This window comes from Candidatus Kapaibacterium thiocyanatum, assembly GCA_001899175.1.
Lineage (GTDB): Bacteria > Bacteroidota > Ignavibacteria > Kapaibacteriales > Kapaibacteriaceae > Kapaibacterium > Kapaibacterium thiocyanatum.
Window position 1 is genome coordinate 1 of record MKVH01000021.1, and the last position, 24,757, is coordinate 24,757.

General features: G+C 59.7%; 25 protein-coding genes and 1 pseudogene. 13 read left to right on the top strand and 13 right to left on the bottom strand.

What is annotated here, in order from left to right; all coding sequences use genetic code 11:
• Together BGO89_06285 and BGO89_06290 are read right to left on the bottom strand one after the other, a co-directional pair.
• Positions 1 to 233, bottom strand: a pseudogene (locus tag BGO89_06285) (hypothetical protein).
• A 12-nt stretch (positions 234 to 245) separates the two neighbouring features.
• Positions 246 to 488 (bottom strand): hypothetical protein, encoded by a 243-nt coding sequence (locus BGO89_06290; GenBank protein OJX57580.1) that lies wholly within the window; start codon positions 486 to 488, stop codon positions 246 to 248.
• A 138-nt stretch (positions 489 to 626) separates the two neighbouring features.
• Here BGO89_06290 and BGO89_06295 point away from each other — a divergent pair, with 138 nt between their 5' ends.
• The 3 genes from BGO89_06295 to BGO89_06305 are packed head-to-tail and all read left to right on the top strand — an operon-like array spanning position 627 to position 4,560.
• The gene (locus BGO89_06295; GenBank protein ID OJX57581.1) at positions 627 to 2,102 is read left to right on the top strand and encodes a hypothetical protein; all 1,476 of its coding nucleotides are present in this window, start codon (positions 627 to 629) and stop codon (positions 2,100 to 2,102) included.
• A gap of 38 nt (positions 2,103 to 2,140) precedes the next feature.
• Positions 2,141 to 3,322, top strand: a complete 1,182-nt coding sequence (locus BGO89_06300; protein ID OJX57582.1) for a hypothetical protein — start codon at positions 2,141 to 2,143, stop codon at positions 3,320 to 3,322.
• Positions 3,319 to 4,560 carry a hypothetical protein gene (locus tag BGO89_06305; protein OJX57583.1) on the top strand — a complete coding sequence of 414 codons (1,242 nt, stop codon included), beginning with the start codon at positions 3,319 to 3,321 and terminating at the stop codon, positions 4,558 to 4,560. The genes BGO89_06300 and BGO89_06305 overlap by 4 nt, the downstream gene beginning before the upstream one ends.
• On the opposite strand, the gene BGO89_06310 is transcribed toward BGO89_06305, so the two are convergent.
• Genes BGO89_06310 through BGO89_06320 form a run of 3 tightly spaced genes read right to left on the bottom strand, consistent with a single transcriptional unit; the run spans position 4,538 to position 6,543 of the window.
• A complete protein-coding gene (locus BGO89_06310) occupies positions 4,538 to 5,005 on the bottom strand; it encodes a hypothetical protein (GenBank protein OJX57584.1) in 468 nt (155 codons plus the stop codon). The genes BGO89_06305 and BGO89_06310 overlap by 23 nt on opposite strands.
• Positions 5,002 to 6,024: a hypothetical protein gene (locus tag BGO89_06315; GenBank protein ID OJX57585.1), complete on the bottom strand. Its 1,023-nt coding sequence runs from the start codon at positions 6,022 to 6,024 to the stop codon at positions 5,002 to 5,004. The genes BGO89_06310 and BGO89_06315 overlap by 4 nt, the downstream gene beginning before the upstream one ends.
• Positions 6,025 to 6,033: 9 nt before the next feature.
• Entirely contained in the window at positions 6,034 to 6,543 is a 510-nt protein-coding gene (locus tag BGO89_06320; protein OJX57586.1) for a ferritin, read from the bottom strand.
• A gap of 121 nt (positions 6,544 to 6,664) precedes the next feature.
• Here BGO89_06320 and BGO89_06325 point away from each other — a divergent pair, with 121 nt between their 5' ends.
• Genes BGO89_06325 through BGO89_06340 form a run of 4 tightly spaced genes read left to right on the top strand, consistent with a single transcriptional unit; the run spans position 6,665 to position 10,360 of the window.
• Positions 6,665 to 7,048 carry a dihydroneopterin aldolase gene (locus tag BGO89_06325; protein ID OJX57587.1) on the top strand — a complete coding sequence of 128 codons (384 nt, stop codon included), beginning with the start codon at positions 6,665 to 6,667 and terminating at the stop codon, positions 7,046 to 7,048.
• A 10-nt stretch (positions 7,049 to 7,058) separates the two neighbouring features.
• Positions 7,059 to 7,514, top strand: a complete 456-nt coding sequence (locus tag BGO89_06330) for a 2-amino-4-hydroxy-6-hydroxymethyldihydropteridine diphosphokinase (GenBank protein ID OJX57852.1) — start codon at positions 7,059 to 7,061, stop codon at positions 7,512 to 7,514.
• Between the two features lie 27 nt (positions 7,515 to 7,541).
• Entirely contained in the window at positions 7,542 to 9,467 is a 1,926-nt protein-coding gene (locus BGO89_06335) for a DNA primase (GenBank protein ID OJX57588.1), read from the top strand.
• Positions 9,464 to 10,360: a hypothetical protein gene (locus tag BGO89_06340; protein OJX57589.1), complete on the top strand. Its 897-nt coding sequence runs from the start codon at positions 9,464 to 9,466 to the stop codon at positions 10,358 to 10,360. The genes BGO89_06335 and BGO89_06340 overlap by 4 nt, the downstream gene beginning before the upstream one ends.
• Here the strand turns inward: BGO89_06340 and BGO89_06345 are convergent.
• Positions 10,349 to 11,623, bottom strand: coding sequence for a hypothetical protein (locus BGO89_06345; GenBank protein ID OJX57590.1), 1,275 nt, complete (start codon positions 11,621 to 11,623; stop codon positions 10,349 to 10,351). The two genes, BGO89_06340 and BGO89_06345, sit on opposite strands and share 12 nt — an antisense overlap.
• A gap of 124 nt (positions 11,624 to 11,747) precedes the next feature.
• On the opposite strand from BGO89_06345, the gene BGO89_06350 reads away from it, so the two are divergent.
• The 6 genes from BGO89_06350 (at position 11,748) to BGO89_06375 (ending at position 17,972) form a co-directional block, all read left to right on the top strand.
• On the top strand, positions 11,748 to 13,598 hold the full coding sequence (locus BGO89_06350) for a signal peptide peptidase SppA (GenBank protein OJX57591.1): 1,851 nt from the start codon (positions 11,748 to 11,750) through the stop codon (positions 13,596 to 13,598).
• A 135-nt stretch (positions 13,599 to 13,733) separates the two neighbouring features.
• Positions 13,734 to 14,072, top strand: a complete 339-nt coding sequence (locus BGO89_06355) for an NADPH-dependent 7-cyano-7-deazaguanine reductase QueF (GenBank protein ID OJX57592.1) — start codon at positions 13,734 to 13,736, stop codon at positions 14,070 to 14,072.
• A gap of 3 nt (positions 14,073 to 14,075) precedes the next feature.
• Positions 14,076 to 14,498 (top strand): hypothetical protein, encoded by a 423-nt coding sequence (locus BGO89_06360; protein OJX57593.1) that lies wholly within the window; start codon positions 14,076 to 14,078, stop codon positions 14,496 to 14,498.
• 56 nt (positions 14,499 to 14,554) lie between these two features.
• Positions 14,555 to 16,012 (top strand): glutamate--tRNA ligase, encoded by a 1,458-nt coding sequence (locus tag BGO89_06365; protein OJX57594.1) that lies wholly within the window; start codon positions 14,555 to 14,557, stop codon positions 16,010 to 16,012.
• Entirely contained in the window at positions 16,009 to 16,491 is a 483-nt protein-coding gene (locus tag BGO89_06370) for a hypothetical protein (protein ID OJX57595.1), read from the top strand. The genes BGO89_06365 and BGO89_06370 overlap by 4 nt, the downstream gene beginning before the upstream one ends.
• Positions 16,492 to 16,502: 11 nt before the next feature.
• Entirely contained in the window at positions 16,503 to 17,972 is a 1,470-nt protein-coding gene (locus BGO89_06375) for a hypothetical protein (protein OJX57596.1), read from the top strand.
• 2 nt (positions 17,973 to 17,974) lie between these two features.
• Here BGO89_06375 and BGO89_06380 read toward each other — a convergent pair whose 3' ends face one another.
• Genes BGO89_06380 through BGO89_06410 form a run of 7 tightly spaced genes read right to left on the bottom strand, consistent with a single transcriptional unit; the run spans position 17,975 to position 24,724 of the window.
• Positions 17,975 to 18,772: a dihydropteroate synthase gene (locus BGO89_06380; protein OJX57597.1), complete on the bottom strand. Its 798-nt coding sequence runs from the start codon at positions 18,770 to 18,772 to the stop codon at positions 17,975 to 17,977.
• Positions 18,773 to 18,782: 10 nt separating this feature from the next.
• Positions 18,783 to 19,673 carry a 4-hydroxy-tetrahydrodipicolinate synthase gene (locus BGO89_06385; GenBank protein OJX57598.1) on the bottom strand — a complete coding sequence of 297 codons (891 nt, stop codon included), beginning with the start codon at positions 19,671 to 19,673 and terminating at the stop codon, positions 18,783 to 18,785.
• Positions 19,673 to 20,569 (bottom strand): hypothetical protein, encoded by an 897-nt coding sequence (locus BGO89_06390; protein ID OJX57599.1) that lies wholly within the window; start codon positions 20,567 to 20,569, stop codon positions 19,673 to 19,675. Before BGO89_06390 ends, BGO89_06385 begins: the two co-directional genes overlap by 1 nt.
• A 25-nt stretch (positions 20,570 to 20,594) precedes the next feature.
• Positions 20,595 to 21,287: a hypothetical protein gene (locus BGO89_06395; GenBank protein OJX57600.1), complete on the bottom strand. Its 693-nt coding sequence runs from the start codon at positions 21,285 to 21,287 to the stop codon at positions 20,595 to 20,597.
• 48 nt (positions 21,288 to 21,335) lie between these two features.
• On the bottom strand, positions 21,336 to 23,309 hold the full coding sequence (locus BGO89_06400; GenBank protein ID OJX57601.1) for an NAD(+) synthase: 1,974 nt from the start codon (positions 23,307 to 23,309) through the stop codon (positions 21,336 to 21,338).
• 6 nt (positions 23,310 to 23,315) lie between these two features.
• Positions 23,316 to 23,762: a hypothetical protein gene (locus BGO89_06405; protein OJX57602.1), complete on the bottom strand. Its 447-nt coding sequence runs from the start codon at positions 23,760 to 23,762 to the stop codon at positions 23,316 to 23,318.
• On the bottom strand, positions 23,759 to 24,724 hold the full coding sequence (locus BGO89_06410) for a hypothetical protein (GenBank protein ID OJX57603.1): 966 nt from the start codon (positions 24,722 to 24,724) through the stop codon (positions 23,759 to 23,761). Before BGO89_06410 ends, BGO89_06405 begins: the two co-directional genes overlap by 4 nt.
• Positions 24,725 to 24,757: the final 33 nt, after the last annotated feature.

The window sequence follows — 24,757 nt, forward strand, 5'->3', positions numbered from 1 at the left end:
CCCGTTGCACAGTTGCGCGCTTCAGGGACGACAAACTTACGGCACTTTCTCCTCTTCACCAAATGGTCATGTGAAAAACCATGCGTGACGTACTGAATCCAGCCCTCCGGGAAGAGGATGCGGACAGCCTTCAAACCCGCATGAATACTGGGTTTTCGGGAACAGCTCTTCCATTCGAAAAAAATCTTTCCGATGACCGCATCGATGCGATGAACGATACCATCTACCGCCATTCAGGAACACCATCATATCGTTTTCATCGCCTTCCGGGCATCCGGAACACCAGGTGTTCCAGCGAAGCGTCGAGCAGCGTTCGCTGCATTTCGCCGCATGGTTCCCCGTCCCACGAGCACCATCATCCCCGCACTCACGAATGCATACATGATGGATTGCGCACGTCGTTCCAGCATGCACATGGCCACTATCGACAACAGGACATGCAACAGGTTCACCCATCTCCGATACCCGATCGATATCTGCGAAGGCATACGGGTACATGACGTCCGAACAGCATGGCGAGAAGCCCCGACTCCACCGAAGTCCGCAGGCATCAGAGACATACTACCCCTTATTTCCCTATTTTTGCACTTTGAGCGCAACCGTGTCGCACACTACGATCGAAAGTCATGGCCAAACCGCTGAGCGTCTTGTTCGTGTCCAGTGAAGTCTATCCGTTCATCAAGACGACGGAATATGCGGACCTCTGCTACGCCCATTCACTGGGTGTACGTGAAGTGGGACACGACATCCGTGTGATGATGCCGAAGTATGGATTCATCTCCGAACGCAAGAACCGCATTCATGAAATCAACCGCCTGCGTGACATCCCGATTCCCATCGGAGAAGAAGCCCACCCCGCGACGGTCAAATCCTCCTCGATCAACAACCCACGCGTAAAAGTACAGGCCTACATCACGACGAACTCGAACTACCTCGACGTGAACAAGGGCATCATGCACGATATCGCATCGGGCAAGGAATTCCCGAACAACGACGAACGCTTCATCTTCTTCAATCGCACGGTACTGGAAACGTGCATGCTGCTCGGATGGTTCCCCGACGTGATCCATTGCATGGGCTGGCAGACGGCTCTGATCCCCGCCTATATCCGTACGATGTTCGCCCAGGAGTTCCGGAAGACGAAGATCGTGATGACGATCACCGACTTCAACGAACAAGGCGTCTTCCCCCTCAAGACGCTCGCGAAGACGGGACTTCCCGAAGAAGCGCTCGAAGCGGCCAAGTACAAGAACAAGACGAACTTCCTCCGCGCAGGCCTCGTCTATGCGGACCGCGTCACGACGCTGTCGCCCGGCTACGCATCGGAACTGCTGGCTACGAAGGAATTCAAGGAGAACTGGCTTCCCCTTCTGCACAAGAAGCCGCTCACGGGTATTCCTCACGGCGTCGACCTGATGCAGTGGAATCCCAAGACGGACGTCAATCTGAAATCGAAGTTCGATTCGACCGACTTTTCCAACAAGGCGGCAGCACAGGAATTCCTCCAGAAGGCTGCCGGTCTGGCCGTCAATCCCTCGGCGATGATCGCCGCCTTCGTCGGTCCGCTGACCGAAGCCATGGGCGCCGATATCGTCGCGGACGCCATTCCTTCCCTGATCGCCGACGGTGTCCAGGTCGTCATCGCAACGGACATTCCTGCAGCGTTGTCCAAGAACTTCGAAGCGCTCGCCAAGAAGCATCCTCAACAGGTATGCTATCGTCCGGCATTCGACGAGGAATTCCTCCACCACCTCATCGCCGGAGCTACGGTCATCATGAAGCCGTCGCGTACGGAAGCTTCGGGCCAGTTCCAGCGCGTGGCCCTCGTCTACGGCACGATTCCCGTCATCCGCACCACCGGAGGCATCACGGAAGGTCTCGTCGACATCGACGAAACCAAGGGTACGGGCAACGCCTTCCTCTTCAAGAAGGCCGATGCGGCGGATCTGGGCAAGGCAATGAAACGCGCCATCAAGGCCCACGGTCAACAAGAAACCTGGAATGCCATCGTCAGCAATGCCATGACGACACCCGTCGGCTGGGGTGCTTCGGCACTGCCCTACGACGAACTCTATCGCAACCTGATGAAGGAAACGAAATAACCGTGGCGTTCCTCACCGCGCTCCGCCGTTCCGTTGGCATGTACGTCATCGGACTGACGGCCCTGTTCGTACTGGCTGCCTGCAACGACAAACCCACCGACCTCGGTACGGACATCATCCCGGGTACGGATTCACTGTATGCGCTGTCGTCCATCACGGTACCGCTCGTCGATTCCGTGGTCCTGACCCCGAAGCAGTCACCGATCTTCAACAACACGTACTTCCTCTTCGGAAAGACAGACGACTCCGAGGCACGCCTCTTCATCGAACTGGTCAACTATCCCTCGAATCTGCCACCGGCTACGGACTACGACGTCGTCGCCGCCGAGCTGATGATGCGTCCGCAATACTACATCTACGGCGATACCAACGATCGGACCCTGGCTGTGGAAGCCTACGAACTGCAGAAGGAATGGGATCCGCAGGCGACATGGGACAGCATCTGGACGTCGAGCGGCGCCACGTCCTACTATTCCACGGGCACACCGCAGGTGTGTTCGTTCAGCAAGACGCTGGTGGATACCGCCGACAGCCTGGTCTACGTTCCCTTCGATCCCGTCGCGGCCAAGCGCTGGCTGACCAAGGGCGTCGATTCCACCTTGAGGAAGGAGCTCCATGGCTTCGTCCTTCTACCCTCGTCCGGCTCCTCGATCCGTCAGTTCAGGAATCTGAACGGGCAGAACCAGATCATGGCCATGCGGTTCATCATCAGGCACAAGGACAGCACGGATAACGATACGACCTACATGGAATCCGTCGTGGCCTGTTTCACGAACACACCGGTACCCCAGCCGGGTGAACTGGTGCTGCAGGGCTCCCGCGTCTATCGTATATCCATGTACGTCGACCTCAACGCACTACCACGCAATGCCATCGTCCTCGGTGCCACCGCGCGCGTCAATGCCGATCCCGCGGCCAGCAAGGCGGGACGGGGCGGACTCGACGAACTGCTGAAATGCGAGTATGTCCCGCCATCCGGTACGGCGTTGTCCACGACGACCAGACGGGACGACTCCTATGGCTATGCGTTCACCAACATGGGATTCATCTTCCAGTTGATCCTGCGTAATGCGGATCGCAAGGGTACCATCCTGATCTCCCCCGAAGGAAGCTCCGAATTCTGGCGCATGAACCGTATCCGTCTGCACGGTGCGAATGCCGATACCACCCTGCGGCCACGCGTCACCCTGATCTATACGGTTCCGAAGGTATTGCAATGATGCGCCGCATTCTCGTTCTCTCGATCGTTTCCATCGCGGTGTTGACGACGCAGAGCCATGCCCAGGGCGGCTCGAACTATTCCATCTTCGGTCTCGGAGACCTTCGTCGTGGCGTAGGCGCATTGTACGACGCAATGGCCGGCACGTCCATCGCCATGCAGACCGACCACGGCATCAACACGGTGAATCCGGCCCTGCTGGGAATGACACCCTATACCCGCCTGCAGACCGGCTACCACTTCAAGCAGAACCTGAACATACAGGGCGGCCGTAACAGTTATCAGAACAACGGCGAACTCGACGGCGTAATGAGCATGTTCTCCGTCGACACGTCCCTGGGCATCGGTATCAACTTCGGCCTCCTGCCCTATTCGTCCGTGAACTACAGCCTCTCCCGCCCCCTGTCGACGACGATCGAAGGACAGACGATAAGCGGCCACAGCCTGCAGATCGGCGACGGCGGTATCTCTGCCATCATTCTGGGTGCTTCGACGAAGATCACCGATCGTCTCTACGTCGGTGCCAGCATGCAGGCCCTGTTCGGAACGATCACGCAGACGGATCAGGTCATCGTCGATGCCGGCGGATACTATACATCCCAGTCCATCTCTTCCTACGACGTCCGCGGCCTGCTCTTCCGTGGCGGCATCTACTGGAACGTCGCCCAGAACATCTTCATCGGCGCCATCATCGGCGGCGGAGGCAATGCCTCGGTAGAGCATACCGATCGTGCCGTCGGCGTCCGTCCCGGAGAGCTGTTCTTCGACAGTACGATGACCTACAACAAGACATCGGCCCTGCCCTTCACGGCAGGACTCGGTGCGACGTGGAAGAACGGACGGACACAGATCGGTGCGGACCTTCAGTTCGAAGACTATTCCGGCCTGAACGTCCAGCAGACCCCGAACGCCACCTACGGTACGGCCTTCCGCGCTACGGCTGCCGCGGCGCAGTCCGGTGCACACCACACCAACGCCACCTTCGGCGAACGCGTCGGCTACAGTGCGGGTGTCGGTTATCAGCAGATGTACTACAAGGTACAGGGATCGACGCTCGCGGAATACTTCGTGAGCGGCGGCTTCAACTTCCCGCTTGGCGGTGCCGCGATGGTCGATGCCGCAGCGACGCTCGGCATCCGTACTCCGATGGGTGGGAGCGGCCAGCAGAACGTCTTCGGACGGCTCTCCGTAGCCTTCAGCATCGGCGAGATATGGTTCAGACCGTTCGCGCGCGAGTGATGATCGACGTCGTCGAACGTCCCTTCAGTAGCGGAATGATCTCGACGCGTCCCCCATGCTCTTCCACGACGTCCGCGCCGATGACCGTATGGCGCGTATAGTCGCCCCCCTTCACGAGCACGTCCGGCAACAAGAGCGTGATGACGTCCAGCGGCGTATCGTCCGTGAATTCCACGACATGATCGACGCAGCGCAATGCCGCCAGCACTCGGGCACGATCGTCGGCCGTATTGATGGGTCTCTCGGGTCCTTTCAGACGACGGACGGAATCGTCGCTGTTCAATCCCACGACGAGCACGTCGCCGAACTCCCGTGCGGCCTCGAGATACATGACGTGACCTGCATGCAGGATATCGAAACAGCCGTTCGTGAAGACGACACGGCGTCCCTGCCCGCGCAGGTCATCGCGCAGTGCGACGAGTTCTTCCTTGGTGGTGACGATCATCGATGTTCTCCTTGCAACGATGCCGGAACGTCGTCCTCGTCGGCGATAGCCTGAAGGAGCGTCGACGTCGTGATCGAGACGATGCCCGGTTCTTCGACGACGATTCCTGCGGCGACGTTGGCGAGGGCGGCGGCCTCACGTATGGAGGCACCTGCCGCCACCATGAAGGCCAGCGTGGCGATGGCCGTATCTCCGGCACCGGAAACATCGGCCACCTTCTTCGCGATCGTCGGTACGGAACTCACGTCGCCATTGCCTTCGAACAACATCATTCCGGCAGCACCGAGCGTGATGAGGACGTTCGTGCAGGCCAGGCGGTTCCGCAGTTCCTGTCCGGCACGCAGGATATCGGCATCGGAATGGAGTCCGTATCCAAGCGCTTCCTGCGCTTCCTTCCGATTGGGCTTGACGAGATAGGCACCCTTGTAGGCGAAGAAGTTCTGTCGTTTGGGATCGACGAAGACGGGAATGTTCCGTTCGTTGGCGAGGGCGATCACCCGCGTGATGAGCTCGGTCGAAAGGAAGCCCTTGTTGTAGTCTTCGAGAATGATGCCCCGCAGCGCTTCGCGCGATCCGAGATGCTGCACGACACGTTCGATGACGCGGTCGGGGACGTCGGAACGCGTTTCGCGATCGAGGCGAACGATCTGCTGATTGTTACCGATCACGCGCGTCTTCACCGTCGTCGGGCGTCCTTCCGAGACCACGAACGACGAAGGGTCCAGGCCCGCATCTTCCGCGATCTGACACAGGAGGCGCCCGGACGTATCGTCGCCGATCACGCCGCAGAGTAACGGCCTGGCACCGAGGGCGAGGAGATTGCCCGCGACGTTGGCCGCACCACCGAGATGAAACGTCTCGTTGTCGATGTCGACGACGGGCACGGGAGCTTCTGGCGACACCCTGCTCACCGAGCCCCAGAAATAACGGTCGAGCATCACGTCGCCGACGACGGCGATCTCCGCCCCACGGGCGGCTTCCAGCAAGGTACGCGTACGCTGACGCGAGAGGTCGTACATGGGTCGGATTTATTCCTTTGTTGAAGAAGCCGTCGTGGCACGTCCGGCCAGTTGACGGTCGAACAGGTAGATGGAAGGACCGTCGGAGCCGATCAGCTTGAGGCGTTCGACGATTTCCATCACCTGGGATTCTTCTTCGACCTGTTCGTTGATGAACCACTGCAGAACGATCTGCAGGGGATAATCCTTCTCCTGAACGGCAAGTTCGTACAGTGCGTTGATACGCTCCGTGATCATGGTCTCGTGCTTGCGGACCTGCTCGAAGATCTCGAGAGGTGCCTTGAAATTCTTCTTCGGCGCGTCCATCGCCTGCAGCGTGACGGAAGCACCACGGCTGTGGAGAAAGTCGTAGAGCTTGATGGCATGCTGGGTCTCTTCCTGCCACTGCAGCTTCATCCAGTGGGCGAATCCAGGAAGGTTGTTCTCCGTGAACCAAGCGGCCATGGCCAGATACAGGTATGCCGACTTGAATTCGGCACAGATCTGGTCGTTGATGGCACCTACGAGTTTGGTTTTCATGGCTTGCTCCGGGGAAAATGGCACTACGTTGACGTTCGTCAGGGGACGATATTAGCAAAAGGCTGGGAATGCCCGTAGATTCGTCGTCCATACTTCACCATCGACATCATCGGATTCCGACATGGCCAGACACGTAGCGCTCACACGCCTCAGCATCTCGAACGCCGAATTCTATGCCTTCCACGGCGTCAGGAACGAAGAACAACAACTCGGTGGCCGCTACCAGGTCGATGTCGATCTGTTCTACAATGCCACGCAGGCGGTGGTGAGCGACAACCTGAACGATACGATCAATTACGAGGAAGTGCTCTTCATCGTGAACGAGCATATGAACGGTGAACCCTACGATCTCATCGAGACCATCGCCTATGACGTGGCGACGGCCATCCTCGACCGTTTCGGCACCATCCACCAGGCTACGGTCCGCGTACGTAAGATGAACGTGCCGATCCAGCAGATCATCGACTACGTGGAAGCCGAGTACAGCGTCGTACGTGAAGGATGAGGCCCCTGGCATGATACGCATCCTCCTGGCTCTGGGCGCGAATCTGGAACCACGGCGAGAGCGCATCGAAGAGGCCATGCGCCTTCTCGAACTGGAAGCACTGACGGATACCCGGCGTTCGTCGATGTATGCGACGGAGCCGGTGGGCTACACCGACCAGCCCGACTTCCTGAATGCCGCCATCACCGGAACGACGTCGCTCGGCGCGGAAGAGTTGTTCAGCATCTGCAAGGACATCGAACGCCGGATCGGGCGGCAACATCGGGATCGGTGGAGGGAACGCGAAATCGATATCGACATCATCCTGTACGGAGTGCAGGTCATCGATACGCCCTTGCTCACGATTCCCCATCCGAGGATGCATGAGCGCGCCTTCGTGCTCGATCCCGCTGCGGAAATCGCTCCCGACATGCTCCATCCCGTTCTCGGAACGACCATAGGCCAGCTTCGCTCCAGGCTCCGGTAGTACACCGGGGTAACGACCACCACTCCCATGCGCATACCGGACCACATCATCGATGAAGTACGTGCGGCGTCGGACATCGTCGACGTCATCGGCGAGCACGTCCGTCTGAAGAAGATGGGGCGCAACTACCTCGGTCTGTGCCCGTTCCACAACGAGAAGACACCGTCCTTCAACGTCAATCCCGAGCGCGGCATCTACAAGTGCTTCGGTTGCGGCAAGGCCGGCAATGCCATCACCTTCGTCACCGAGTACCAGCACGTCGGCTTCGTCGATGCCATCAGGATCCTGGCCGCACGCGCGGGTATCGTCATTCCCGAAGAACGTCAGGACGATCCGACCGGTATCCATGGTCGCAAGGACGGAGCCTTCGCTGCACTGCGTACGGCGGCGGAATTCTACGCCCAGGTACTGACCAGTCCGGCCGGAGCCACGGCCACGGACTATTTCGCGAAACGCGGATTCACCGCGAAGACCATCACGGACTTCACGCTCGGTGCCGCTCCCGCCGCATGGGACGCGACCATCCTGCATCTGCGCGGCAACGGATTCACCGACGAGCATATGGTCGATGCAGGCCTCGTCGTCGTCCGCGAGGACGGTCGCATGTACGACCGTTTCCGCGGACGGGCCGTCTTCACCATCCGCGACGACCAGGGCCGGGTCGTGGGCTTCAGCGCACGTATCCTGGCCGATGCCGAAGGGCAGCCCAAGTACATCAACTCACCGCAGGGCCTGCTGTTCGACAAGAGCCGCATCGTCTATGGTCTGGACAGGGCCAAGCGCAAGATCAACGAACTGCGTACGGCCATCATCGTCGAAGGCCAGGCCGACGTCGTGTCGATGCATCAGGGCGGCTTCATCAATACCGTCGCCAGCAGCGGAACGTCTCTCACCCGCGAACATCTGCAACTGCTGCATCGCTACGCCGATACGGTCACCCTGCTGTTCGACGCGGACAATGCCGGACAACAGGCGATGACGCGGGCCATCGAGCTGGCACTGTCCATCGGCTTCGACGTTCGCGTCGTCGTCCTTCCCGCAGGCTCGGATCCCGACAGCATCATCCGTGACCAGGGTGCGGACAGCATGCAGACGATGCTCGACGGTGCAGTGTCCTTCCTCGAATTCCAGGCCGAACGGTTCCGCGACCTCGGGTTGCTGGACGATCCCGCGCATCAGGCCAAGGCCGTACGGACCCTCCTTCAATGGATAGCCTCCGTCCCCGACAGGCTCCGGCATCCATTCCTCGTCCGCGAACTGGCCGAACGGTTCCGTCTCCAGGAGAACTTCCTCCTGCGCGAACTCGCCACCGTCCTGTCCGCACCGAAGCCGACCTCCACCTCGCGATCTGCGCCTCCGGTGCCGCAGACGACGGAACCGCAGCAGCCTGCGGATGTCCTGTCGACCACACCCGTCATGTTGACGTCGGAACGCGAACTGATCCGTATCGCCCTTACCATGGATCACGGCCTCGCCATGCTGATGCACAAGTATCAAGTGACGGACGAAACGTTCTGGAGTGAGGGCGGACGACGTATATTCCAGCGTATCGTCATCGCCGAGGACGAACATCATGATGCGCTCCATCCCGTGCTCAACGACGAGGAGCTGTCGCCGACGGAACGTCAGGAAGTGGCGGACATCGCCTACAGCACGGTCAAGGTCAGTGCCCAGTGGGAGCGGTTCAACGTCGACATGCCTCCACAGGAAGTGTCGCTGCTGGTACGTGACGCACTCGTGAATCTCCATCTGCACCGCATCCAGCACGATCTCGCATCGTTGATGCGTGTGGTGGACGATGTCGGCGACGTCGATGCACGCGACCGGATCGTCTATCGCATCAACGATCTCGTCATCAAGCGGGAAACGGTCCGCAACTATCTCAAACTCAGTCCGGACGATCCTACATGGCTGCACGCCGTCACTCCATCGGCGTCCTCATCTTCTGCATGATGCTCGCCTCGCTGCTGTGGGGGTACGTATCATTGAACAGGATGTATGAAGACGACGTCGAGCTACCGCTCACGGTGATACCACCGCCCAACCAGGCGCTGCTGTCCACCGTACCGCAGCGGATCGTCGTACGCGCGCGCGCAACGGGACTGCAACTGCTCAATCTCAAGCTGTTCTCGCGAACGTCGGCATGTACGCTCGATCTCGGGAAGATGAAGCCCGAAAGCCAGGCGATGTATCGGATCACCAAGGACGATATCGTCCGGTCGATCACGACGACGCAGTCCATGACGACGCAGAGCGTCCGCCCGTCGACGATGATACTGGCAACGGGAGACCTCACGATCCGGTCCCTTCCCGTGAAACTGCGATACAGCGTCTCGACCCGTCAGGGATTCCTGATGGTAGGCGAACCTGTCGTGAGCCCTGCGAACGTGGAAGTACGCGGCAGTGGGCCCATCCTTCAGTCGTTGAAGCGATGGTATACGGAGCGCGTGATATTGACCGACGTCCACGAGCCCGTGAATACGACCATTCCCGTGAGCGATACGATGTCGACGATGCTGAACGTCGTCCCCAATACCGTCCATGTACGCGTCAACGTCCAGCAACTGGCCGATCAGATCGTCGCCGACGTTCCTGTGACGATGCCGCCGTCGCTGAACAAGGAAACGTCGATGGTATTTCCTACGCACGTCAAGGTCATCCTGCGCGGCGGTGTGGAAGATCTGGCCAGGGTATCGATCAACGATATCCAGGTCGCGTTGCCTGAAGCCGACAAGCTATTGGACGGCTTCGTACGGCCTCGCGTCACGGTGCCCGCCGGTACGTGGTCCGTCGGTACCATTCCCCCCATCGTCCGCTACGTCGAACGCCTGCCGTCAGCGCAGTGATCGCCGCATGATCAGCGAACTATCACCGTAACTCAGGAAGCGGTAGCCATCGGCCAACGCCGTGCCGTAGATCGTCCGCCAGAACGGCTCACCACACAGTGCCGCCACGAGAAGAAGCAACGTGCTTCCGGGTTGATGGAAGTTCGTGACGAGAGCGTCGCAGGATCGTATCGCGGCCCCGGGCAACAGCATGACGGCCGTCGTCCCCCAGCACGTCTCCATATCGTTCGCCTTCATCCATTCCAGTACGGCGTCGAATGCGTCATGACGCGACACGGACGTAAGCGTCGTATCGAGGGCATCCCACTGACCGATGTCGAGGCCATCCGTATCGAAGCCATCACGCACGAGGCGTGCTCCGAACAGATAGACCGATTCCAGCGTGCGCAACGACGTCGTACCGACGACGGTGATCCATGCCTCGTCGTGGGCCGTATGTTCCACGATACGTTCCAGCTCCGTTCGTGCGATGCCGATCCGTTCACGGTGCATCACATGATCACGGACATCGGCGGCGCTGACCGGCTTGAACGTTCCCATCCCCACGTGCAGCGTCACTGCAGCCGTCGCGACCCCTTTCTCTCCGAGTGCGTCCATCACGCGAGGTGTGAAGTGAAGCCCGGCCGTCGGTGCGGCCACCGATCCCTCTTCCCTGGCGAAGACGGTCTGATATCGTTCCTTGTCCGACTCTTCGGCATCGCGATGCAGATATGGGGGCAAGGGAACGCTGCCGTATTCTTCGAGGATGGCGGACAACGTTCCACCCGTCGACCACTGCAACCGTACCGTGGCTTCGCCATCCGTCTTCGACAGTACCACGGCGCGGAGATTCGCATCCCCGGAAATCCGGTCCACGAGAACCATGTCCTGCAGTACATGACGCCCGCCGATCAGACATTCCCAGTCACTGGGCTCTCTGGAAGCGAGAACGATGGCGGGATCGGGTGACGGAGCGACGGGATTCACGAGGAACACTTCGACACGTCCACCCGTCGGTTTGAAGAGCTGCAGCCTCGCAGCGATGACGCGCGTCCTGTTCACGACGAGCATCGATCCCTCTGGAAGGAGATCGGCGATATCGCTGAAGACACGATGCCGGATGGTTCCTTCCTCGACGTCCGCCACGAGCAGGCGGCTGGAGTCACGTTCTTCGAGAGGATGCCGGGCGATGCGTTGTTCGGGAAGGTCGTAGGTATAGCGGGAGAGATCCATGATGTAATTTCCAGTCGTATGCAACCTTTCGGAATGGGGAGCGTACCGCATCCCGTTCCTTTTCCCAGCCATTTGACCGGAGCCACGATACATGCAAGATAGCCATACCCCTCCGCCCGTACCGCCTCCACCCATGGCCTACCAACCCCGCCGCAGGACGCGGTGGTGGATTCCCGTGGCCATCATCGGAGGTATCCTCGTCGTCTTCATCGCCATCATCGGCATCTTCGTGAGCGCCGTCACCAGTGGCCTCGGAAGCAAGGACGAGCCCGTATCCGTGAGGAACAATTCCGTCCTGCTGCTCGATCTCTCGAACGGACTGCAGGAGTACGACGTTCCCGCACCTTTCAACTTCGGTAACAACAAACGCAGTGTGACGCTGTTCGACGTGCTTCTGGCGATCCGCCGCGCCAAGGAAGACACGAAGATCAAGGGCATCTACTACCGAGCCGGCGGCGAAGGTATCGGCTATGCCAAGCTGTCCGAAGTACGCGACGCCCTCATCGACTTCAAGACGTCCGGCAAGTTCATCTATGCCTACATGGAAGGCGGCACCAAGGCCCACTACTTCCTCGCATCCGTCGCCGATTCGATCTTCATGCCGCAGGAAGCGCTCGTGACGATCAACGCCTTCGGCGCGTCCGCTCCGTTCCTCAAGGGCGCCTTCGACAAGCTCGGCGTGGAATGGCACGTGGAGCAGTTCGAGGAATACAAGTCGGCCGCCGAAACGATGAGCCGCAGCAACTGGACCGGACCAGCCAAGGAAGAACTGCGTGCCATCGTCGAACAACGTGAACGCACGTTCGTCGACGCCATCGCCGCAAGCCGCAAGCTCGATCCTGCCGCCGTTCGCGCGGCGCTGGACCGCGGCATCTTCACGACGGATACGGCCCTGGCGAACAAGTTCATCGATGGTGTCGCGATGGAAAGCGGCGTGCGGGACCGCATCCGCCTGCGCATCGATCCCAAGGATTCCAGTGAATCCGGAACCCTCCGCCTGCTCTCGATCAACAAGTACGTCAGCTCGGTCGACGCCAAGGCTGCCGAAGCCGCCACCGATCGCAACCATACCGTCGCGATCGTCTATGCGAGCGGCGCCATCCGCCCGGGCAAGAATGACAATGCCTTCGACAACGAAGGGATCTATGCCAAGAACCTGATCAAGGAACTGCGGGCCGCACGCGACAACGACGACATCTCGGCCATCATCCTCCGCATCGACAGCCCCGGGGGCTCGGCGATGGCGTCGGACGAGATCTGGGATGCCATCGTGGACATCCGCAAGACGAAGCCCGTCTATGCTTCGATGAGCGACGTGGCCGCGTCCGGCGGATACTACATGGCCATGGCCTGCGATACGATCATCGCCCATCCCAGCACGATCACGGGCTCCATCGGCGTAATCTCGGCCATCCCCAACCTCTCCGGCACCATGAGCAAGATCGGCGTCACCACCGACACCATCACGCTGGGACGCTCGGCTCACTTCCTGAACGTCACCATGCCGATGTCGGAGACGGACAAGAAGGTCTTCCACGAATTCGGTTCCGGCGTCTATCGCCGCTTCGTCCAGAAAGTCGCCGACAGCCGCAAGAAGTCCTTCGAGGAAACGCGCCTTCTCGCCCGTGGCCGCGTATGGACCGGTGAGGCGGCCAGAGCCAACGGTCTCGTGGACATCAACGGCGGCCTGCTCGAAACCATCAAGGTCGTCAAGAAACGCCTCGGTATCGCGGAGGACGTGAAGGTGCGAATCCGGATGTATCCGGAGAAGACCAACAGCATCGACGCCCTGCTGCGCATGCTCGGCCTCAACGATAACGACGACACCGAAGAGAACCACACGAACACGTCGACCGTCCAGAACTTCCTGGCGGCCGTGACGGACAAGGGAACGCCCGTCGAACAGGTCTGGAAGACCCTTCCGGGACCGATGAAGGAGCAGGTCAAGCACGCGGCCACGCTGACCGATCTCGGCCTGCACGAACACACCCTCGTCATGCTGCCCAGCCTCCTGACGAACGACTGACGGAACCATATTCCGGCCATCTCCCGAAGCCCGGCTCCCTGGAGCCGGGCTTCTCTGTTTTATCTTCCGTAAATTTGCCGTTCGCCGTGCCAGTGCGGTCCGGCCCCTTCTACGATCTAACCGCTGGAATCCGTCATGACCATCGAAACGTTCCCCAATCCGCGCCCCGAGCGCCCGTACACCATCACGCACGTGAACCCCGAATTCACGTCGGTATGCCCGAAGACGGGCCTGCCCGACTTCGGCACGATGACCGTCGAGTACGTACCGGATGCGACGTGTATCGAACTGAAGGCCCTGAAATACTACTATCTCGACTTCCGCAACAAGGGCATCTTCTACGAAGCCGTGACCAACCAGATCCTCGACGATCTCGTGGCATGCTGTGCACCGCGTTCGATGAAGGTCACCGCGGAATGGAAGGCACGCGGCGGCATCAACAGTATCATCGTCGCCGAATACGTCAAGAGCTGATCGATGCGCACAACGATCTCCAAAACCTTCCGCTGGGAAATGGGCCATCGCCTGCCCACCCATCCTGGCCTCTGCCGGAACATCCACGGTCATTCGTACGAAGCTCTCGTCGTCCTCGCCGGCGAGCCTGCGGCCGACGGCATGGTCATGGACTACTTCGACGTCAAGACGATGGTGCAGCCGATCATCGATGAACTCGATCACTGCTTCCTTCTCGATACGTCCGACACCGTGCTCGGAGACTTCTTCGCAGCACATCCGATGAAGGTCGTCAGCGTCGGCTTCCCGACCACTGCCGAGAACATCGCACGCATGCTCCTCGAACGTATCGTGGAACGCCTGCCCCACGACCACAGGCTCGACGCCGTCCGTGTGCGCGTCTACGAAACGGAGAAGACCTGGGCAGAAGTCGAAGCCGGACTGTGACGTCCGGAATACCGGGTGACGGAACGCCACCCATCATTCAAGAACACGAATCCGCCATGCAAGCATCAACCAACAAGCCTCCACGCGTTCGCTTCGCACCGTCACCGACGGGTTTCCTCCATATCGGAAGCCTGCGCACAGCGCTCTATAACTTCCTGTTCGCCAAGCACAACGGCGGCTCGTGCATCCTTCGTATCGAGGATACGGACCGTACACGCCTCGTCGAAGGCGCCATGGAGGAACAGATCGGATCGCTCGCATGGGCCGGTGTGATCTTCGACGAAGGTCCGCACGTCGGCGGAAACTTTGGTCCCTACGTCCAGAGCGAACGCTTCCCGCTCTACCGCGAATACGGTATGAAGCTCGTCGAAACGGGCCACGCCTACTATGCCTTCGATACATCCGAGGAACTCGATGCCATGCGCGTACGCCAACAGGCCGCAGGCATCGCACCGAAGTACGATCGGTCGTCCATGCGTAACCAGTATACGCTCGGTGAGCAGGAGACACAACGCCTCCTGGGCGAAGGTGCCCATCACGTCATACGGCTCAAGGTTCCGCTTCAGGCGGACGTACGCTTTCACGACGAGATCCGCGGTGATGTCGTCGTCAACGGCCGTGAGATCGACGACCAGATCCTGCTCAAGAGCGATGGCTTCCCGACCTATCACCTGGCCAACGTCGTCGACGACCATCTGATGGAGATCACGCACGTCATCCGCGCGGAAGAGTGGCTGCCGTCGACACCGAAGCACGTCCTGCTCTACGAAGCCTTCGGATGGGAGGCTCCCGTCTTCGCGCACGTACCACTGCTCCTCAACCCCGACAGGTCGAAGATGAGCAAACGCCATGGCGACGTCATGGTACGCGACTTCGCTGCGAAGGGATACTTCCCGGATGCACTCGTCAACTTCGTGGCCCTCTGCGGCTGGAATCCCGGAAGCGACCGCGAGATCTTCTCGATGACCGAACTCGTCGAGGCCTTCTCGCTCGAACGCGTGAACAAGGCAGGCGCCGTCTTCGACTACAAGAAGCTCGAATGGATGAACGGCGAATACCTCAAGAGCAAGGACCCTGCGACGATGGTCCCCGGCATCATGCCGATGCTCGAAGAGGCAGGCTATACCTACGTCGATCCCGCCTACGTGGCGCGCGTCATCACCCTGCTGCGTGAGCGCATCACGTTCGTGAAGGACGTCGTCCAGTTCGCCGACTACCTGTTCTCGGACACCGTTACCATCGACGAAGAGTATCGCGCCAAGCACTGGAACGAAGGGACCGCTGCGATGATCGCCGATCTCTCCACGATATTCGACGCAGCTCCGTCGTTCGATCATGCCACGCTGCACGATCTCGCGTCGGCATATGCCAAGGAGCGCGGCCTCAAGATGGGTGCCCTGCTCCATCCGCTTCGTGCGGTCCTCACCGGCAAGAGCGTCGGTGCCGGACTGTTCGACACCATGGAACTCCTCGGCCGTGAACGTTCGCTCGCACGATTGAAGTCCAACGCATGAAGCATTCCCTCGTCATCACCTGCATCGTCGCCACGACCTGCGCGGCATGGCTCGGCGGTTGCGGCTCATCCCGGCCGACGACGACTGCACCATGCATCGGCGAATCCCTCAAGGAGCTGGTGATCCGCTGGGGCACGGAACATGATTCCATCTCGACCGTCGAAGGATACGAGCTTACGACCAAGGGTGAAGTGTTTCGGTTCGAGGGACCGAAATCGGCCGCGGACTCTCTTCCGCGCACGTATCTGGGCTTCGTTGATCAGGCGGCGTATTGCGAGGAAGCCGCAGCAACGAAGGATGCATTTCTCAAGACACAGGCATTGAACGTTCGGGGGATTCGCGGACGGTTCGTCGAATATGTGAATCCACGAACAGGCGTATATTTACGCGTGGTATGGAATCCCGATCTACAGACATTCCAAAGTCGGGACTTCCGTGCACAGTACGAGGCGCTCATGCAGCTCGTGCCCGCCAATTGACTCCGCATCCCATGAAGATTCTCATCGTCGACGACAACCTGGATTTCTGTTCCACCATCGCTGATGTCGTCCAATCACAAGGTTGGAATACGGAAATCCGCAACAGCCCCGAAAGCGCACTGTCCTTCCTCGAAGGCAACAGCCGTGACGTAGGCCTCATGCTGCTTGACATCGAATTCGGCAGCCAGTCCTCGATGACGGGTATCGACGTATTGGGACATTCCATCCGGCACTTTCCGTCCATTCCCGTCATCATGATTTCGGGCAAGGGAACGATCGAAACTGCCGTGAAGGCAACGAAGCTCGGTGCCCTCAACTTCATCGACAAGTCGTCCCTCAGCAACGATCGCCTCGTCGACGTACTGAAGAGTGCGATGGAACGCGTCCATAACGACCGTTCCAACGAGGAACTCCGGCGCATGATCGAAACGCAGGGCATCATCGGACGCAGCACGGCCATGATGGACGTCGCCGACAAGATCCTGCGCTATGGCCGCACCGATCTCAACGTTCTGATCACGGGTGAAACGGGCACCGGCAAGAAGCTCGTGGCCACGGCCCTGCACGGCGTGAGCAAGCGCTCGAAGTATCCCTTCATCACCGTCGACATTCCGAATATCCCCCGCGACCTGTTCCAGAGCGAACTGTTCGGCCATGTCAAGGGTGCCTTCTCCGGCGCCATGGAGAACAAGCGCGGCCTCTTCCATCAGGCTCACCGGGGTACGCTGTTCATGGACGAGATCGGCGACATGCCGCTCGAGCTGCAGGCCAATCTTCTTCTGCCTACGGAGCAGAAGGCCGTACGCCGCGTCGGCTCCGTCGAAACCGAAGAAGTGGATCTCCGTTTCGTTTCGGCTACGGACCGCGACCTCGTATCGGCGATGCAGGACGGCCGTTTCCGCGAACAGCTCTACCATCGACTGCGGGAATGCGAGATCTACATCCCCTCGCTGCGTGAACGACGCGAGGACATCCCGCTGATCGTCGACTTCTACATCGCGAAGCACAATCGTGAAATGGGCGATGCGAAGACCGTCGCACCTGCTGCGCTCGAATACCTGCAACAGTACGAATGGCCCGGCAACGTCCGCGAACTCGCCAGCGTCCTGCGCGTGGCCCTGCAGACGATCGCCACGGATCAGCTCGAAGTGACGGACCTGCACCGCATCATCCGCCGTTCGGCGAATGCGGCGCCTGCATCCCACGCCGTTGCAGCACACACGGCCGCACCGCAGAATCATACGACGCACCATCAGTCCTCGCCACAACAACCTGCGAACGGCGATACGCTGCTGTCCGCGGACCGTTCACTCAAGGACGATCTGGCGATGGTGGACAAGATGAAGATCGAGAAGACGCTGGAACGTACGAACGGTAACGTCAGCAAGGCGGCGGCCATTCTCGGCGTCAGCCGCGAAACGCTCCACAACAAGATCCGCAAGTACGGTATCGATATCCAGGCCTTCAGGGTCCGCGGCTAGGCTCAGCCGTTCAGCGAGCGGACCAGCAACCGCAGCCTTCCTATCAGTTCGACGTTGTGCACCCTGATCATGTAGACGGGAACGGCAGCCAGCAATGCATGCATGAGGGCCGTGGCCTCGTCCCGTTCCCTGGGCTCGGTGATTCCCGTGATGGCGCCGAGGAATCGTTTACGTGAAATGCCCAGCACCTGCCCGTCACCGAGATCGTTGAAACGCTGCAGGTTCCGCAGCAGGGACAGGTTGTGTTCGAGTGTCTTGCCGAATCCGATTCCGACATCGACATAGACCGTACCGATTCCCGCATTCCGTGCGGCTTCCACCCGCTCCCGAAGAAATTCGTGAACTTCGGCGACGACGTCCGCATACATCGGTGAATCCTGCATCGTGCCGGGTGTACCCTGCATATGCATGACGACGAACGGTACGTCGTGACGGGTGACAATGGCGAACATGGCCGGGTCATGACGGCCCGCCGTGACATCGTTCACCATCGTCGCTCCGGACTCCAGTGCGGCTTCCGCTACGATGGCCTTTCTGGTATCGATCGAGATCGGGATCCCTGCGTGGATGCGGCGTATACCCTCGATGACGGGAATGACGCGATGCATCTCTTCATCAACGGGAACGATCCCTTCGGCCCCCGGCCGTGTACTTTCACCACCGATGTCGAGCTGATCGGCCCCTTGATCGATCAGGCGCAGCGCATGGTCGATGGCCTGCGCGGGTGAGATGAACTGCCCACCATCGGAAAACGAATCCGGTGTGACGTTCACCACACCCATGATGCGGGGAAAGTTCATGCCTGCGTCCTTAGTCGACGAGGGGATCGGAGATGCCCAGCAGCAACGCGTCCAGTGCGGCACGCGTCGACGCAAGCGGCGGGACGAGCGGCAGGCGGTAGTCGGGACCGATATACCCGAGCCTGTGCATGATGTACTTGACAGGCACCGGATTGGATTCGATGAAGTTGGCCTTGTAATACGGCATCAACTGACGCTGACGCTTGCCGGCAGTAGCGACGTCGCCCTTCAGGGCTGCACCTACCAGGTCCGCGTACGTGACCGGGAGGTAGTTGGAGATCACGGCGATCACACCTGTGCCACCGCATGCGATCGTCGGCAGAGCCAGGACATCGTCCCCTGCCAGCACGCTGAAATGTGCAGGAGCGTTGCGGATGATTTCGCTGATCTGTTCGAGGTTGGCGGATGCTTCCTTCGTGGCCACGACGTTCGTGCTGGCCTCGGCGATGGCGATCTGCGTTTCGGCCAGGACGTTCGTTGCCGTACGTCCGGGAACGTTGTACATGATCTGGGGAAGGTCCACTGCATCGGCGACGGCCTTGTGATGGGCGATGATGCCGGCCTGCGTGGGCTTGTTGTAATACGGTGTCACCAGCAGGGCAGCCTGGGCCCCGCAGCGCTTCGCGAGCGCGGTGAGCTCGATGGTGGAACGCGTGTCGTTGGTTCCCGTTCCGGCGATGACGGATACCCTGCCTGCCACATGTTCCACGGCCCAGGACCACAGTCGCTCCTTTTCGGCCGTCGTCGTCGTGGCGCCTTCGCCCGTCGATCCCGTCACCACGATACCGTTCACACCACCGGCGATCTGCATATCGATCAGACGCAGGAAGGCGGCCTGATCGAGCTCGCCGTCGGCATCGAACGGAGTCACTATCGCCGTATACAATCCTCTCAGCTTCATTACCGTACCCTTGCGCGTTTTACGAGATACTCGCGCAGTGCCACGTCGAACGTGCGATCCGTCGTGATCCGCACGTAGTCGATGTTCTGCCCATAGCACCCGCGTTTGATCTCGGTACAGAACTCTTCCATCGCCATGCGATAGCTGCGCTGGAGATGGAGAGGCTGCGTTGTCAGTTCAAGCCCCGATTCCATGTCCTTGAACACGGCCGGGGACGAAAAATTGAAGTCGACTTCACGAGGATCGAGCACGTGCATCACGAGCACGTCATGACTGTCATGACGGAAGTGCCGCAATGCCTGCATGATCGATGCGGGATCGTCGAACAGATCGCTGATGACGATGACGAGCCCCCGGCGCGAGAGCCGCTCCGCCAGACGATGCAATGCCGCTGCGGTCGAGGTCGACTGCGACGGCGTGGCCTGGTCGAGCGTCCTGATCAGTTCGGACACGTAGGACATCTTCGACCGTGGTGGCAGATACTGGAGCAGGTCCTCGTTGTACAGTGCGAGCCCTGCGGCGTCGCGCTGGTGCAGGACCAGGTACATGAGCGAAGCCGCCAGATACGTGGCGTACTGGAACTTCGAGATGTGTCCCTGCGACGCATACTTCATCGATGCACTGGCATCGACGGCGATCACGCAGCGGAGATTCGTCTCGTCCTCGTACTGCTTGACGTAGAACCGGTTGGACCGGCCGTAGATCTTCCAGTCGATGTGCTTCAGTTCATCGCCATGACGGTACTGCCTGTGTTCGGAGAACTCGGCGCTGAAGCCATGGAAGGGCGAGCGGTGCAGTCCGGTGATGAAGCCCTCCACGACGAGCCGGGCACGCAGCTCCATGCTGCCTAGCCTGGCAACGACGTCGGGGTGCAGATATGATGTGGCCTGTTCCATGTCGTCGGGTATGCGACACCGACGATCATTGGTCGGAGGTGTTGTTCGAATTGAAGTAGGTCGAATGGAGCAGGGCGAAGCGGACGAGTCCTGCGGCATTATTGACGCCGAGCTTGTCCATGATTCTTGCACGGTGCGTTTCCACCGTACGCGGCGAGATGAACAGCTTCTTGGCGATCTCCTGACTGGTGAGTCCCTTGGCCACGAGTCCCACGATTTCCTCTTCGCGCTTCGTCAGGCTGATGGGCATTTCGTTGCCCGGGCCAGCCTGCGACTTGCCTTCCAGCAGATTCAGGATCGAACGGCTGAAAACACGTTCACCGAGCATGACGTTGTGGATGGCTTCGACCAGTTCCTGGGACGTCACTTCCTTGCTCAGATATCCGTCGGCACCGGCATACATGGCACGTTCGATGGACTTCTCGTCCTCCGAGGAGCTGAGCATGATGACGAGGGTATCCGGATTGTCCTGCTTGATGCGTTGAGCCGCCTCGATGCCGGAAAGACCAGGCATGAGAACGTCCATCAATACCACGTTGGGGCGGAGGGAGCGAACAAGATCGACCGTCTGAGAACCATTCACAGCTTCAGCGACGATTTCGACGTCGGTAGCTATCGATAGGAGTCTGCGAATTCCGATACGAGATATTTCGTGATCATCGGAGATAATGACTCTGGTCGGTTGTTTGCTTCCATTGTTGAAGCTATCAGTAGCCATTGCATATCGTATGGTTGAATGAAACCGCGTCAGAAAGATACGAACTTCCTAGGCGTCACCGATCCCGTAGTGACGGCGAACCTCCTCCAGTTCGGCCCTCCATACGGCCGCGGAGGCATCGCTGGGCATCCTCCAGTCGGTCCGGGGAGACAGGGCCACGGACCCTACCTTGACCCCGTCCGGCATGCTCGAACGCTTGAACTGCTGTGATATGAAGCGTCGGAGAAAGACATCCAGCCAATGGCATATCACGGCCGGGCTATAGATACCGTCGAATGCGGCGGCGGCCAGTACGGCGATTTTACGAACCGACGCCTGGTGTCGTACGAGATGATAGAGGAAGAAATCGTGCAGTTCGTACGGACCGATCATGTCCTCGGTCTTCTGGGAAATGGCTCCGTCCTCGCCGGGGGGCAGGAGCTCCGGTGAAATCGGCGTGGCGAGCACGTCTCCCAGGATCGCTGCCGTCGGAACGGAAGCCATGCTGTCGGCATACCACTCGATGAGATGACGCACGAGCGTCTTGGGTACACCCGCATTGACGCCGTACATGGACATCTGGTCTGCGTTATAGGTACACCATCCGAGAGCCAGCTCGGACATATCTCCGGTACCGACCACGATGCCGTTCTCTCCGTTGGCCACGTCCATCAGGATCTGCGTGCGTTCCCTGGCCTGGGCGTTCTCGAATACCACGTCGTGGGTCCTGCCGTCGTGCCCGATGTCGGTGAAATGCTTCCGCACGGCCTCGGCGATGGAAATCACACGCATCGGAATGCCCAGCGTGGCTGCGAGCTGTTCCGCATTGTTCCGGGTACGATCCGTAGTACCGAAGCCGGGCATCGAGATCGCCAGGATATCGTCCAGCGGACGCTTCAATCTCCTGCACGCTTCCACACAGACCAGCAGGGCCAGCGTGGAATCGAGCCCACCCGAAACACCGATGACCAGACGCCGGGCCGAAGCACGGGTCATCCGTACGGCGAGGCCCGCCACCTGAAGGTTGAATATCTCGTGGCAACGTTCGTTACGTTGACTGCCTTCTTCCGGTACGAAGGGATGCTTCGCGACCCGGCGTGCCACCGTCTCGTGCACGGCGGGAACGTGATCGAACAGGACACGGCGATATGAGTCGACGGCCGGCTCCTGTTTGAAGGACGTCGCAAGACGTCGTTCGGCAACGAGACGATCGAGATCGATCTCTCCCATGACGATGGAAGCGTCGAAGGAACACGGGCTGTTCTCCGCGAGCATCTCCCCTGCTTCGGCGATCATAAGATGGCCACCGAAGACCGTATCCGTGGTGCTCTCCCATATCCCTGCCGACGCATAGGCATAGGCGGTATAGGTACGGGCGGACTGCTGGCGCACCAATGCACGACGATAGCCCGCCTTTCCTGCGAGATCGTTGCTCGCGGAAAGATTGGCGATGATGGTGGCACCTGCCAGCGACATCATCGAGCTCGGAGGGATGACGCTCCACAGATCTTCGCATATCTCGATGCCGAGCACGAAGCGTGCATCGTTCGCATCCTCGAAGAGCAGATCCGTACCGAACGGCACGACCGCCGAACCGATGCGTATATCGCAAACGGCTACATGATGCCCGCCGGTGAACCAGCGGGCATCGTAGAATTCCTGTGCATTGGGAAGCATGGTCTTCGGCACGATGCCGAGGATCCTTCCACCGTGAATCACGCATGCGACGTTGTAGAGCCTCGTCGCCACGACGAGTGGCAGACCGACGATCAGCATCGGACGATGCGTTTCCGTCCATGTCCGGATACTCTCCACCCCGTTCATCGCCGCTTCGAGCAGCGAATCCTGCATGATCAGATCTCCACACGTGTAACCGGTAAGCCCAAGCTCGGGGAAGACGATGACGTCCGCACCGAGTGCTTCGCCCGACGCTGCCATCGCGATGGTGTTGGCAACGTTTCCCATGACGTCGGCAGGCCGAACGACGGGAGACCCTACGACCATACGACGAAGACCGAGGGGGGCGATGAGCGAGGCTTGCATTGCGGTTTACTGTTCGAGGGTGGCGAGCAGACTCTTCCGAAGCCTATCCTTTGCAGGAACGGCTTCGAAGAAGTCCTGGTCGATCTTCCCCACAACCTTCTGCGCACGCTTGAGGAGTGAGGCGCCTTCCTTCGTGAGGACGAGGGAACGGGCGCGCGTATCGTGCGGATGAGGTTGACGATCGACAAGGCCGCGTTCTTCGAGAGAACGCAGCGTCTTCGACGTGAGCATGACGTCGGCATAGACGAAGGATGCCAGCCGTGTCTGCGTGAGTGGTTCGGGTTCTGCGGACGTAAGTTCCGAGATACCCCACATGAGGGACAATTGCACCGTACTCAACTCGAGGTCGGTCAGTGCATCATTCATGAGTTTTTGCCAACGTATGGCGACGCCATTGAATAGATATCCGAGGCCCATAACGTCAGCAGGCGGTGTGCGCTTGCTTTTGTTCATGCTGCAAAGATACGACCATATTTCCCTATCATCGCTGCTCCCACCAATCCCGATGTGGTTCCGAATGTAGCAGGACGGATAGTAATCCTTCTTGAAATCGTCGGTATCGCCCTTCGACGAATCGTCTCCAGCGTGGCTTCCAGCAGGATCGGATGCGCCTGTGCGATGCCTCCGCCGATGACCACCTCAACCATGCCCAGAACAGCCAGGGCACTGGCGAGACCCGTCCCGAGTACGGTTCCCACATGGCCCAGACAACGAAGGGCGGTCTCGTCCCCATTCCTCGCAAATGCCGATATATCCTCGACATCGTCACCCGTCCGACCGCTCAGTCGGGTCCATGAAGCGAGCACTCCATGCCTGCCGATCATCTCTTCCATCGTTCCGGCACGGAACGACAGTCCCTTGTCGATCTGCTCCGGTGTAGGCCTTTCATGGATGTCGACGATGATATGCCCTATCTCTCCGGCATCGCCGAATGGCCCTGTATGCAGGCGATGGTTCATGATCACACCGCCACCGATGCCCGTGCCCAATGTTACGTAAAGGAAATCGGCGAGCTCCCTGCCCGCACCGGCCATAGCCTCGGCTATGGCGGCCGCGTTGGCGTCGTTTGCGATACTGACGGGGACGGGTACGGCCTGCTGGACGATATCGCGAAGGGGTACTATATCCCATCCCGGAAGGTTCGGTGGATTCTGCACGACATAGGTTTCCGGATGGACCACACCGGGCACCCCTATTCCCAGCGAAGCGACGCGTGGTGTGGAGGAGCACAAGGCCTGGGCCACGTCGACGATCGATGCTACCGTTGCTTCCACACCGAGTTCCGCCTTCGTCGGAATCGTGCCCTGGCGGACGATCTGGCCATGCGCATCGACGATACCATACTTGATCGCGGTACCGCCGACGTCGATACCGGCGAACAGCTCGTTCGCGGCCGACAATCCCATCGTATCCATATCAGTCATATCGGATCGCCGTTACTGGAATGA

Excerpts from the sequence above, each read along its gene's own strand:
- BGO89_06355 (OJX57592.1), top strand. The coding sequence starts at position 13,734 with ATGACCATCGAAACGTTCCCCAATCCGCGCCCCGAGCGCCCGTACACC.
- BGO89_06385 (OJX57598.1), bottom strand. The coding sequence starts at position 19,673 with ATGAAGCTGAGAGGATTGTATACGGCGATAGTGACTCCGTTCGATGCC.
- BGO89_06305 (OJX57583.1), top strand. The coding sequence starts at position 3,319 with ATGATGCGCCGCATTCTCGTTCTCTCGATCGTTTCCATCGCGGTGTTG.
- BGO89_06290 (OJX57580.1), bottom strand. The coding sequence starts at position 488 with ATGCCTTCGCAGATATCGATCGGGTATCGGAGATGGGTGAACCTGTTG.
- BGO89_06405 (OJX57602.1), bottom strand. The coding sequence starts at position 23,762 with ATGAACAAAAGCAAGCGCACACCGCCTGCTGACGTTATGGGCCTCGGA.
- BGO89_06390 (OJX57599.1), bottom strand. The coding sequence starts at position 20,569 with ATGGAACAGGCCACATCATATCTGCACCCCGACGTCGTTGCCAGGCTA.
- BGO89_06380 (OJX57597.1), bottom strand. The coding sequence starts at position 18,772 with ATGAACTTTCCCCGCATCATGGGTGTGGTGAACGTCACACCGGATTCG.
- BGO89_06360 (OJX57593.1), top strand. The coding sequence starts at position 14,076 with ATGCGCACAACGATCTCCAAAACCTTCCGCTGGGAAATGGGCCATCGC.
- BGO89_06310 (OJX57584.1), bottom strand. The coding sequence starts at position 5,005 with ATGATCGTCACCACCAAGGAAGAACTCGTCGCACTGCGCGATGACCTG.
- BGO89_06325 (OJX57587.1), top strand. The coding sequence starts at position 6,665 with ATGGCCAGACACGTAGCGCTCACACGCCTCAGCATCTCGAACGCCGAA.
- BGO89_06315 (OJX57585.1), bottom strand. The coding sequence starts at position 6,024 with ATGTACGACCTCTCGCGTCAGCGTACGCGTACCTTGCTGGAAGCCGCC.
- BGO89_06320 (OJX57586.1), bottom strand. The coding sequence starts at position 6,543 with ATGAAAACCAAACTCGTAGGTGCCATCAACGACCAGATCTGTGCCGAA.
- BGO89_06395 (OJX57600.1), bottom strand. The coding sequence starts at position 21,287 with ATGGCTACTGATAGCTTCAACAATGGAAGCAAACAACCGACCAGAGTC.
- BGO89_06340 (OJX57589.1), top strand. The coding sequence starts at position 9,464 with ATGATGCTCGCCTCGCTGCTGTGGGGGTACGTATCATTGAACAGGATG.
- BGO89_06365 (OJX57594.1), top strand. The coding sequence starts at position 14,555 with ATGCAAGCATCAACCAACAAGCCTCCACGCGTTCGCTTCGCACCGTCA.
- BGO89_06295 (OJX57581.1), top strand. The coding sequence starts at position 627 with ATGGCCAAACCGCTGAGCGTCTTGTTCGTGTCCAGTGAAGTCTATCCG.
- BGO89_06410 (OJX57603.1), bottom strand. The coding sequence starts at position 24,724 with ATGGATACGATGGGATTGTCGGCCGCGAACGAGCTGTTCGCCGGTATC.
- BGO89_06345 (OJX57590.1), bottom strand. The coding sequence starts at position 11,623 with ATGCGGTACGCTCCCCATTCCGAAAGGTTGCATACGACTGGAAATTAC.
- BGO89_06330 (OJX57852.1), top strand. The coding sequence starts at position 7,059 with ATGATACGCATCCTCCTGGCTCTGGGCGCGAATCTGGAACCACGGCGA.
- BGO89_06335 (OJX57588.1), top strand. The coding sequence starts at position 7,542 with ATGCGCATACCGGACCACATCATCGATGAAGTACGTGCGGCGTCGGAC.
- BGO89_06300 (OJX57582.1), top strand. The coding sequence starts at position 2,141 with ATGTACGTCATCGGACTGACGGCCCTGTTCGTACTGGCTGCCTGCAAC.
- BGO89_06400 (OJX57601.1), bottom strand. The coding sequence starts at position 23,309 with ATGCAAGCCTCGCTCATCGCCCCCCTCGGTCTTCGTCGTATGGTCGTA.
- BGO89_06375 (OJX57596.1), top strand. The coding sequence starts at position 16,503 with ATGAAGATTCTCATCGTCGACGACAACCTGGATTTCTGTTCCACCATC.
- BGO89_06370 (OJX57595.1), top strand. The coding sequence starts at position 16,009 with ATGAAGCATTCCCTCGTCATCACCTGCATCGTCGCCACGACCTGCGCG.